The organism is Streptomyces sp. NPDC049585, assembly GCF_040675615.1.
In the GTDB taxonomy this organism is placed as follows: domain Bacteria; phylum Actinomycetota; class Actinomycetes; order Streptomycetales; family Streptomycetaceae; genus Streptomyces; species Streptomyces luteosporeus.
Window position 1 is genome coordinate 1 of sequence record NZ_JBFAPE010000063.1, and the last position, 10,301, is coordinate 10,301.

7 protein-coding genes are annotated in these 10,301 nt (G+C 73.1%); 6 read left to right on the forward strand and 1 reads right to left on the reverse strand.

The window, feature by feature from the left end; all coding sequences use genetic code 11:
* Positions 1-127 precede the first annotated feature (127 nt).
* Genes AB0K17_RS30380 through AB0K17_RS30395 form a run of 4 tightly spaced genes read left to right on the forward strand, consistent with a single transcriptional unit; the run spans position 128 to position 4,163 of the window.
* On the forward strand, positions 128-1,378 hold the full coding sequence (locus tag AB0K17_RS30380; protein ID WP_365984967.1) for a nitric oxide synthase oxygenase: 1,251 nt from the start codon (positions 128-130) through the stop codon (positions 1,376-1,378).
* A complete protein-coding gene (locus AB0K17_RS30385; RefSeq protein ID WP_365984968.1) occupies positions 1,356-2,543 on the forward strand; it encodes a cytochrome P450 in 1,188 nt (395 codons plus the stop codon). Before AB0K17_RS30380 ends, AB0K17_RS30385 begins: the two co-directional genes overlap by 23 nt.
* A 50-nt stretch (positions 2,544-2,593) precedes the next feature.
* Positions 2,594-3,697 (forward strand): tryptophan dimethylallyltransferase family protein, encoded by a 1,104-nt coding sequence (locus AB0K17_RS30390; protein ID WP_365984969.1) that lies wholly within the window; start codon positions 2,594-2,596, stop codon positions 3,695-3,697.
* On the forward strand, positions 3,690-4,163 hold the full coding sequence (locus AB0K17_RS30395) for a hypothetical protein (protein WP_365969037.1): 474 nt from the start codon (positions 3,690-3,692) through the stop codon (positions 4,161-4,163). The genes AB0K17_RS30390 and AB0K17_RS30395 overlap by 8 nt, the downstream gene beginning before the upstream one ends.
* A gap of 16 nt (positions 4,164-4,179) precedes the next feature.
* Here AB0K17_RS30395 and AB0K17_RS30400 read toward each other — a convergent pair whose 3' ends face one another.
* Positions 4,180-5,070 (reverse strand): TIGR03621 family F420-dependent LLM class oxidoreductase, encoded by an 891-nt coding sequence (locus tag AB0K17_RS30400; RefSeq protein WP_365984970.1) that lies wholly within the window; start codon positions 5,068-5,070, stop codon positions 4,180-4,182.
* Positions 5,071-5,306: 236 nt separating this feature from the next.
* Here AB0K17_RS30400 and AB0K17_RS30405 point away from each other — a divergent pair, with 236 nt between their 5' ends.
* Together AB0K17_RS30405 and AB0K17_RS30410 are read left to right on the forward strand one after the other, a co-directional pair.
* A complete protein-coding gene (locus AB0K17_RS30405) occupies positions 5,307-6,539 on the forward strand; it encodes a cytochrome P450 (RefSeq protein WP_365984971.1) in 1,233 nt (410 codons plus the stop codon).
* Positions 6,540-6,643: 104 nt separating this feature from the next.
* Positions 6,644-10,301: amino acid adenylation domain-containing protein (locus AB0K17_RS30410; protein ID WP_365984972.1), on the forward strand; the 3,658-nt coding region annotated here is incomplete at its 3' end.

The window sequence follows — 10,301 nt, forward strand, 5'->3', positions numbered from 1 at the left end:
CAGGTGCGTGAAGCCGGTGCTGTGCCGGATGCCGCCGGCCAGGGCGCAGTCGGTGGGCAGGCCGTCGGGCAGCGTCTGAATCGTCTTCTGTGCCGGGCCACGGCTCCTTCCCTGGGGGTCGATCCGCATGACCAGGCCGGCCGGCAACGGGAATTCGGACGTCGAGGCACAGGCCGAGGAATTCCTGAGGCTGTTCCACGCCGAGAACACCGTCCACCGGCCCCTGGCCGACCGCCTGCGGCAGATCCGCGCCGAGATCGGCCGGCACGGCACCTACGCCCACACCCCCCACGAACTCGCCTTCGGCGCCCGCGTCGCCTGGCGCAACAGCAACCGATGCATCGGCCGGCTGTACTGGCGCAGCCTGGTCGTCCGCGACCGCCGGCACCTGAGCACCCCCGACGCCCTGCACCGGGCCTGCGTCGAGCACCTGCACACCGCCTACAACGGCGGCCGCATCAGGCCCACCATCACCGTCTTCGCCCCTCAGCCCCCCGACGGCAGCGGCCCGCGCATCCACAACCCCCAACTCGTCCGCTACGCCGGCCACCACCACCCCGACGGGCACGTCACCGGCGACCGGGCCCACACCCTGCTCACCGACCAGGCCCGCGCCCTGGGCTGGAGCGGCGGCAACGGCACCCCCTTCGACGTCCTGCCCCTGATCCTCCAGGGCCCCACCGGAGACCCCGGGCTGTACGAGCTGCCCGCCGACGCCGTCCACGAAGTGCCCCTCGCCCACCCCGACCTCGCCTGGTTCGCCGGCCTGCAGCTGCGCTGGCACGCCCTGCCCGTCATCTCCGACATGACCCTCGACATCGGCGGCGTCCGCTACCCCGCCGCCCCCTTCAACGGCTGGTACATGGGCACCGAGATCGGCGCCCGCAACCTCGTCGACGCCCACCGCTACGACCTGCTGCCCCTGATCGCCGACCGCATGGGCCTGGACACCACCGCCCCCCACACCCTCTGGAAGGACCGGGCCCTGGTCGAACTCAACGTCGCCGTCCTGTGGTCCTTCCGGCGCGCCGGCGTCACCATCAGCGACCACCACACCGAATCCGAGCGCTTCCTGCGCCACCTCGCCCGCGAGGAGAAGGCCGGCCGCCAGGTCCCCGCCGACTGGTCGTGGATCGTGCCACCGCTCTCCGGCGGCATCACCCCCGTCTTCCACCGCTACTACGACGACGGAACTCCCCTGCCCGGCTTCACCCGCCCCGACAGCCGGCAACCACCCGCCGGCTGCCCCGCCCCCACCCCCGCCACCACCGGCGGCACGCCCCCGCACCGGCGGGCGGCACCCGTGCCCGTACCCGCCGCCGTGGGCACCACCGACCGAGACGACGGAGACAGCCGTGACCACGACGCCCGGCCTTGAGACGGCCGACCCGCTGTTCAACCCCCTCGACCCGGCGGTGCTCGCCGACCCCTACCCGGTCTACCGCACCCTGCGCGAGACCGACCCCGTCCACTGGCACGAGCAGATCGACTCCTGGATCCTGACCCGCTACGCCGACTGCGCCACCGTCCTGCGCGACACCGACCTGTTCACCGCCGACTTCCGCCGCATCGGCATCCCCACCCCCGACACCCTGCTCAGCCTGCAGACCCTCGACCCGCCCGACCAGACCCCGCTGCGCCACCTCGCCCTCGGTGCCGTCCGCGCCCAGGACCTCGACGCCCTGGGCACCGAACTGGCCGCCCACGCCGACGCCCTCCTGCACACCCTGACCCCGCGCGGGAGCTTCGACTTCGTCCGCGACTTCGCCGACCCCTTCACCCTCACGGCCATCACCCGCTTCCTGGGCACCGAACCCCCGGCCGTCGACGAGGACTTCGCCCGCCACAACGACGACCTCGACCACAGCATGGACGAGAGCCTCGACCCCGACGCCGCCGAACCCGGCCGGCGCGCCCGCGCCCACTTCAACGACCTCGTACGCTCCTGGCTCGCCGACCCCGGCCCCGACGGCGTCCTGGCCCACGTCGTCGCCCACCTGCCCGGCTCCGGCGTCGCCGCCGACGACGTCCTCGTCAACTCCGTGCGCGCCTTCTTCCACGCCGGCTTCGAAGTGCCCAGCCGCTTCCTCGGCAACGCCGTCGCCGCCCTGCTCGACAGCCCCGGCGCCTGGCAGGCCCTGCGCGCCGGCGACATCCCGCTGGAGAGCGCCGTCGAGGAACTCATCCGCCACGTCGGCCCCGTCCAGGCCCTCGCCCGGGCCGTCACCGCCGACACCGACATCGGCGGCCGCACCGTCCGCAAGGGCCAGGTCGTCACCGCCCTCATCGGCGCCGCCAACCGCGACCCGCAGCAGTTCACCGACCCCGACACCCTCCGGCTCGACCGCACCCCCAACCCGCACCTCGGCTTCGGCCGCGGCTCCCACTCCTGCCTCGGCCTGGGCCTCGCCCGCCTGGAGGCACGCGTCGTCCTCGCCGCCCTGCTGCGCCGCGGCACCTGGCGCCCGGCCGGAGAACCCGTCGTGCGGCCCAACGGCACCCTGCGCGGCCTCGCCGCACTGCCCGTCGCCCTGGAGCACTGACCGACGCGCACGCCCACGAGAGGGCGGCGCACCGAAGAGGGGGAGGACACGTGGACCGCTCACCAACGGCCCGGGCCGTCTGCACGGCCCGCCTGGTGAGGCTGCTGCGCGCGCTCGGCCTGGCGGACCGGGCCGCGAGCTGCACCGCCGCCCTGCGGGCGATGACCGGATCCTGGGGCACCGCGACCGTCGCCGGACTCGGCGAGTCCGACGTCTCCTCCGACGGATCCCCCCTGGAGTTCGCCGTCGGCTTCGACGACACCCACCCCTCCCTGCAGTTCGCCGTCGAACCCCTCGCCCCCGGCCACGCCCCCGCCGACCGCGCGGCCGCCGCCCGGCACACCATGGCCGCCCTCGCCCGCCACCACGGCGCCAGCGCCGACCGCCACACGGCCGTCGCCGACCTCTTCCTGCCCGCCGAACCCGCCACCGACCACGTCGCCATGTACGGGGCGGAGGTCGCCCACGGCCGGCCCGTGCAGTTCAAGGTCTGGTTCTACCTCGCCGCCGACCGCCCCCTCGAACGCTGCGCCCGGGCACTGGAGCACCTCGGCCTGGGTGCCGCGCACACCGCCGTCGCCGCCCACGTCCAGCGCGACGAGCGCCGCGACCGGCCCTTCCTGTTCTCCCTCGACCTCGTCCCCGGCGCCGCCGCCCGCGTCAAGGTCTACTTCCGCCACTACGAGGCCGACACCACATACATGGCCACCCTCATGGAGCCCTACCCCGGCTTCTCCGCCGAGCCCGTCGCCGACTTCTGCACCACCCTCACCGACGGGCGCGACAGCCTCGCCGAACAGGCCCCCGCCACCTGCCTGACCTTCACCGGCACCGGCGGCCCCGCCGTCGCCGCCACCCTCTACCTGCCGATGTGGACCTACGCCCCGCACGACGAAGCCGTCCGGCAGCGCTTCCACCAGGTCCTGGCCACCACCGGACGGACCGCCGAACTCTACGACCGCGTCCTGCGCGAGGCCGCCGCCCGGCCCCTGGACAGCGCCCGCGGCATCCACAACTACATCGCCTGGCGCCCCGGCCGGCTACGGCCCCGCCTGAAGGTCTACCTCTCGCCCGAACTGCGCCACACCGACCCCGCCACCCGCTACGCCCTCGAAGAGCGGGCCGGCACCTGCCATACTCGGCCGGATGTATGAGCCCGTCGTCGAAGCGTGGATGCGCTACTCGGTGCTGCTGACCGGCACGGCCGCGGGCCAGGGCCCCGACGCCGGCGCCGTCGCCGAGATCCACACCCGGTTCGGCCAGCTGGACATGCTCCTCGCCAAGGTCGTCGACGCCCTCGACCCCGCCTCCTGGGGCGACCAACCCGCCGGCCACAAACGCTTCCTGGACGCCTGGGACTGGGCCGCGGTCTACACCGACGCCTTCTACTTCTTCGCCTGGCGCACCCTCGACCTGCTCAACGGCGCCGACGGCCCCGGCTTCCCCCACCTGCCGCCCGTCGAGCCCGCAGGCCTGACGGCCGTACGCGACGCCATGCTCCGCCACCCCGAACGGCAGGCGGACTACTACCGCCACGCGATGGAACTGCGCGACGAGACCCTCGCATGCGTGCGTGCCGCGATCACCGCCCTGGAGGACGGCGACCGCGGCACGCAGTGAGCCCGGCCCCCGGTCCCTACCGGAGCCGCTCGATCACCGAGGCGAACGCCTCCATCCACGGCTCCAGCACCACGATGTAGCTGAACCCGAACCGCTTGCGGTGCTCCACCAACTGCCCGGCGATCTCCTCCGCCGTCCCCAGCAGCCAGCTCGGCGACGCCAGCAACTGCTCCGGGCTGAAGTGCGCCAGCGGATGCCGCGACCACTCCTCGGCCGCCGCCCGCCGGTCCCCGGTCAGCACCACCTGCTGCACCAGCAGGTTCAGCTCCACCGCCGCCGCCCGCTCGCCCAGGTGCCCGCGGACGAAGTCCACCCGTGCCGCCAGCTGCTCCGGGCTCGCCAGCTGCGGATTGCCCCGGCGCCGCTGCACGATGCCGGTGAACCCGACGACGTGCGCGTGCTCGGCCGCCAGCCGCAGCACCCGGTCACCGTTGCCCGCCACCAGCAGCGGCGGACCGCCCTGCTGCACCGGACGCGGGCCGAACTGCGGATCGGCGAACAGCCGGCGCAACTCCCGTACCGTGCCCTCCAGCTGGTCCACCCGCTCCCGCGCCGGCGGGAACGGCACCCGACCCGGGACCGTACCCTCCCGGATCGCCCCGGCCGACAGACCGATCTCCAGCCGGCCGTCGGTCAGCAGATCCGTCGTGGCCACCTCGCGGGCGAGCAACGCCGGGTTGTGGAAGGCGGCGTTGAGGACGAACGAGGCCACGCGCACGTGCCGCGTCGCCTCGGCCGCCGCCACCAGGGCGGGAAAGGGAGCCGGCGCACCCAGGTGATCGGGCACCGCCACGACGTCGAAGCCGAGGTCCTCGGCCTTGCGTGCTTTCGCGGCCCATTCGCCTCGCGCAGCGGGGGAGACCAGGGCGACACCGAATCGGAATGAACGGTTCTCGAAAGCGGTCATGGCACCGGACGTTAGCACCGAAGCAGTGCCGTGGCTGCCCCGGCATTCAAGGAAAAATTCCGCCTCCTTTTCGCCCCACGAGGCGTCAGGAGTACGACACTTGACACCCGACAGCGTCTGATCGAGGCTCGATTCCGCATGCCCACGGCCGGTTCCACCGCCCACCGCGAAAAGACGCGCTGCCGGCGACCCGGACCGTCACGGATGGCCCGTCGTCATGTGCAGAGGGGACCCTCGTGCAACCTGATCACGGAAACACCGGCGAGATCGACACGACAACCGAACCCCCGCCGCCCTACGCACTCGACGGCGGCACCTCCCTGCTCGCCCGGCTGCGCACCCTGCGCGACCGCCACCCCGTCCACCAGGACCCCGCCACCGGCGCCTGGTCCGTCCTGCGGTACGACGACGTCGCCGCCGCCAGCTCCGACTGGAGCACCTACTCCGCCGAACTGTGGCGCGCCTACCCCGAGGAGTGGGGCAAGGGCGACGCCTGGAGCCAGGGCCGGCTGACAGAGACGGACCCGCCCCGCCACCGCCTGCTGCGCACCCTCATCGGCAAGGCCTTCACCACCCGCACCGTCGCCGCCCTGGCCCCCGGCATCGAGCGCACCGTCACCGACCTCCTCGACGCCGTCGCCGACCGCGACGAGTTCGACCTCGCCCGCGACCTCGCCGACCCCCTGCCCGTCACCGTCATCGCCGACCTCATCGGCCTGCCGCCGCAGGACCACGCGCTCTTCCGCGGCTGGGCCGACGGCCTGCTCTCCTTCGAGGCCGGCGACCTGCAGGGCGAGGACCTCGTCAAGGCCATCGACGCCGCCGGCGCCGAACTGATCGCCTACCTGCGCGAGCACTACCGCAGACGCCGCGCGCACCCCCGCGACGACCTCTTCAGCCGCCTCGCCACCGCCGAGGTCGAGGGCCGCACCCTCACCGAGGACGAAGTCGTCAACCTCGGCAAACTCCTCCTCATCGGCGGCCACGTCACCACCGCCTGCTCCCTCGGCAGCCTGGTGCAGTCCCTGCTGGAACACCCCACCGCACTCGCCGAGGTGCGCGCCGACCCCGCCCTCGTCCCCGCCGCCGTCGAGGAAGCCGTCCGCCACCGCCCCGCGGTCCTCACCAGCCTGCGCCTGACCACCCGCGAGACCACGCTGAGCGGCGTCACCATTCCCGCCCGCCAGTTCGTCTCCCTCTCCCTGCTCTCCGCCAACCACGACGAACGCCGGTTCACCGACCCCGAACGCTTCGACATCCACCGCAAACCCAACCAGCACCTCGGATTCGGCCAGGGAATTCACTACTGCCTCGGCGCACCCCTGGCCCGCCTGGAGATCGCCACCGCCCTCACCGCGCTCCTGCGGCGATTCACCTCCATCGAACGCACCGACGCCCCGCTGCGCTATTACCGGAATCCGAGCATTGCCGGACTCAAGGAGTTCCCGGTCGCCGTACGACGCACCTGACCGGACGACCCCGCGCGCCGCCCTCGCTTTTCCCGTGCCACGTCATGTGTTCCATGTGCACGCGTTCCACGTCATGTGTTTCTCACCAGGGGAGTGAATTCTTCATGAGCCATGCCGACGCGCCGGCCGCAGCCCACCCCCCGCTGACCCTCCCCGAGGTCTTCGAGGCCCGGGCCGCCGTCACGCCCGACGCGCCGGCCCTCACCGACGGGCACACGACGTGGACGTACGCCGAACTCGACGTACACGCCAACCGCATCGCCCACCGGCTCATCGCCCGCGGCACCGGCCCCGAGGACGTCGTCGGCATCGCCCTGCCCCGCGGCACCACCCACACCGCGGCGCTCCTCGGCATCCTGAAAGCCGGCGCCGCCTACCTCCCCCTGGACCCGCGGCAACCCGCCGAACGCCTGGCCCACCTCCTCGCCGACGCCGCACCCGCCCTCGTCCTCACCCACACCACGACGCCCCTGCCCGTACCGCCCGGCACCCCCGTCGCCCGCATCGACGACCCCGACGTGACCGGCGCCGGCTCGCCGTACGCCCCCACCGCACCCCGCGACGAGGACCGCCGCTCACCACTGCGCGACCGGAACCTCGCCTACCTGATGTACACCTCCGGCTCCACCGGCCGCCCCAAGCCCGTCGGCGTCCCCCACACCGGCCTCGCGAGCCTGGTCACCACCATCGTGCGCCACCACACCGCCCACCGTCCCGCGCGCATCCTGCAGTTCGCCCCCGCCACCTTCGACGTCGCCGTCTGGGAACTGCTCACCGCCTTCGCCACCGGCGGCACCCTCGTCGTCCCGCGCGACGAAAACGACGAGGGCCTCCTCGGCCCCGACCTCGCCGACGCCCTCGCCCGCCACCGCATCACCCACGTCACCCTGCCCGTCCCCGTCCTGGCCACCCTGCCCCCCGACCGGCTGCCCGACCTCACCACCGTCAACACCGGCGGCGAACCCTGCCCGCCCGACCTCGTCGCACGATGGGCAACCCGCGTACGGCTCATCAACGGCTACGGCGCCACCGAATGCTCGGTCGCCACCACCCTGACCACCCCCCTGCGCCCCGACGACGATCCGGCCCCCATCGGCACCCCCGTCGCCGACGCCCGCGTGTACGTCCTGGACGACGCCCTGCGCCCCGTCCCCGCCGGCCGGGCCGGCGAACTCTACGTCGCCGGCCCCGGCGTGGCCCGCGGCTACCCCGGCCACCACGACCTGACCGCCGAGCGCTTCGTCGCCGACCCCTTACGGGCCGACGGCACCCGCATGTACCGCACCGGCGACCTCGGCCGCCGGACCGACGACGGCCGGATCGTCTTCCTCGGCCGCACCGACGACCAGGTGCGCATCCGCGGCATCCGCACCGAACCCCGCGAACTGGAGACCGTCCTCGCCGGCCTCCCCGGCGTGGCCCAGGCCGCCGTCACCACCCGCCCTGCCGACAACGACGGCCGGGACCTGCGCCTGATCGGCTACGCCGTCCCCGAACCCGACGCCACCCTCACGCCCGACACCCTCCGCGGCCGCCTCCGGGCCCTGCTGCCCGACCACCTCGTCCCCGCCGCGGTCGTCGTCCTGCCCGCCCTCCCGCTCACCGCCCACGGCAAGATCGACCGAACGGCGCTGCCCGACCCCGACTCCCCTGCCCCGGGCGTCCTTTCCGCCGCCGCCCGGCCCCGCACCCCTCGCGAGGAGACACTGTGCGCCCTCTTCGCGGACGTGCTGGGTCTGCAGGAGGTGGGGATCGACGACAACTTCTTCGACATCGGCGGCCACTCCCTCCTCGCCACCCGCCTCGTCAGCCGCATCCGCAGCACCTTCGACACCGACCTGCCCCTGCGGTCCCTCTTCGAGACACCGACGGTGGCCGGCCTGGCCGGAGTGCTCGACACCACGCAGGGTGCCGGCCGTGCACCTCTTGTTCCTCGACCCCGGCCGGAGCGGCTGCCGCTGTCGTACGCCCAACAGCGGCTGTGGTTCCTCCACCAGCTCGAAGGCCCCTCGGCGACCTACAACATGCCCCTCGCGCTGTGGCTGAAAGGCGACCTCGACACGGCCGCCCTGGAGGCCGCCCTCAACGACGTGATCGCCCGCCACGAGCCCCTGCGCACCCTGTTCACCGAGACCACCGACGGCGTCCACCAGCACATCCTGCCGCCGGAACAGGCCACGGTGGAGCTGCACCACCGCATCCTGCCGGAGGACGAGCTCGAGGAGGCGCTGCACAGCGCCGCCCGCCACCCTTTCGATCTGGCCACCGGCATTCCCGTACGCGCCTGGCTGCTGACCGTGGGTCCGCAGGAGTCGGTGCTGGTGCTGGTCATTCACCACATCGCCGGTGACGGCTGGTCCTCGGGGCCGCTGGCGCGGGATGTGGTGGCGGCGTACGGGGCGCGGCGGGCGGGGGGCGTCGAGCCGGAGTGGTCGGCGTTGCCGGTGCAGTATGCGGATTACACGCTGTGGCAGCGTGAGGTGTTGGGGGAGGAGTCGGATCCGGGGAGTCTGTTCGGGCAGCAGTTCCGGTACTGGGAGGAACGGCTGGCCGACCTGCCCGAGGCCGTCACCCTGCCACCCGACCACCCCCGCCCGGAAGCGGCAAGCTGGGCGGGCGAACGCCTCCGCCTGGCCCTGAACGCCACCACCCACGTGGCCCTGCAGGCACTGGCCAGGGCCTCGGGTACGACGCTGTTCATGGTGCTGCACGCGGGACTGGCTGCGCTGCTGACCCGGCTGGGCGCGGGCACCGACATCGCAGTCGGCTCCCCGGTGGCGGGACGCACCGACGAGCGCCTCGACAATCTCGTCGGGCTGTTCGTGAACACGGTGGTGCTGCGGACGGACACGGCGGGGAACCCGTCGTTCGGTGAGCTGTTGGAGCGGGTGCGGGAGTCGAGTCTGGCGGCTTTTGCGCATCAGGAGGTGCCGTTCGAGTACCTGGTGGAGCGTCTCAATCCGCAGCGGTCGGCGGGGCGGCATCCGCTGTTCCAGGTGGCGCTGGTGCTCCAGAACAACGAAGAGGGCCGCTTCGACCTGCCGGACCTGCAGGTCCGCACGGAGGAAATCAGTACCGGTACCGCGAAGTTCGACCTGACGCTGAGCCTCTCGGAGACCTTCGACGACACGGGCGCCCCGGCGGGCCTCGAAGGGTACGTCGAGTTCTCGACGGACCTGTACGAGCGGGGGACGGCGGAGGCCTTCGCGGCCCGGTGGGCGCGGCTGCTGGGGGAAGCCGCGACGGAGCCGGGGCGGGCGATCGGCGAGCTGGAGGTGCTGGCGGGCGGGGAGCGGGAGCGCCTGCTGGGTGAGTGGGGCGTGGGCGGAAAGGCGGAGTCGCGGAGTTGGCCGGCGCTGTTCGAGGAACGGGTGCGGGCCGATGCGGGTGCGGTTGCCGTGGTGGACGGGGACACCACGTGGACGTACGAGCAACTCGACATGCGGGCGAACCGGGTCGCGTGGTGGTTGGTCGAGCGTGGGGTTGGTCCGGAGGACGTGGTGGCGGTGTCGGTGCCTGCGGGTGCGGGGCAGGTGGCGGCGGTGCTGGGCGTGCTGAAGGCGGGGGCGGCGTACTTGCCAGTGGATGTGGAGTATCCGGCGGAACGCATTCGGCAGGTGCTGGACGATGCGGGTGCCCGGGTTGTTCTTGACGCCTCGGCTCTGGTCGAGGCGCTGGCGATGCAGTGCGACTCCGGGCCTGGGGTGCGGGTGTTGCCGCAGTATCCGGCGTATGTGATCTATACGTCGGGTTCGACGGGGA